Here is a 432-nt window from a genome sequence, read left to right on the forward strand (position 1 = left end):
TTCTGCTTGATGGGCGCGTGCCAGGATTGCTGGGTGTGGACCCGCAGCGGCGAACGCCTGCGCGCCTGTTCCAATGAAGTCCGTGACGGGCTGGACATCGTTACCACACAACCGGAGGCGACATGGCCACTGCACGGGTAGTTATTGTGGGCGCCGGACCGGCCGGGGCGCGCTGCGCCGAAACCCTGCTGGCGGCCGGGATCAAACCGATCCTGATCGATGAAAACCGCCGCGACGGTGGCCAGATCTATCGGCGTCAGCCAGAAGGCTTCACCCGCGACTACGCGACCCTGTACGGCAGCGAGGCCGCCAAGGCCCAGGCGCTGCACCAGAGTTTCGACCGCCTGCGCGACGCCATCGACTACCGCCCCGACACCCTGGTGTGGAACCTCACGCCGGGGCAACTGTGCTGCGTGAGCCAGGGCCGCCACA

Annotated in this window: 2 protein-coding genes; both read left to right on the forward strand. The window is 67.1% G+C overall.

The features are described from left to right. Positions 1 to 9 precede the first annotated feature (9 nt). Positions 10 to 141: a 2Fe-2S iron-sulfur cluster-binding protein gene (locus FCS21_RS17480; RefSeq protein WP_371287252.1), complete on the forward strand. Its 132-nt coding sequence runs from the start codon at positions 10 to 12 to the stop codon at positions 139 to 141. Beyond that, a partial coding sequence (locus FCS21_RS16370) for an NAD(P)-binding protein (protein ID WP_138624533.1) occupies positions 123 to 432 on the forward strand: 310 nt, incomplete at its 3' end. The genes FCS21_RS17480 and FCS21_RS16370, both read left to right, overlap by 19 nt.

Source organism: Colwellia ponticola (assembly GCF_005885605.1).
In the GTDB taxonomy this organism is placed as follows: domain Bacteria; phylum Pseudomonadota; class Gammaproteobacteria; order Enterobacterales; family Alteromonadaceae; genus Colwellia; species Colwellia ponticola.

What these genes read in the sequence shown, in the direction of transcription:
- FCS21_RS17480 (WP_371287252.1), top strand. Translation starts at nt 10, where the DNA reads ATGGGCGCGTGCCAGGATTGCTGGGTGTGGACCCGCAGCGGCGAACGC.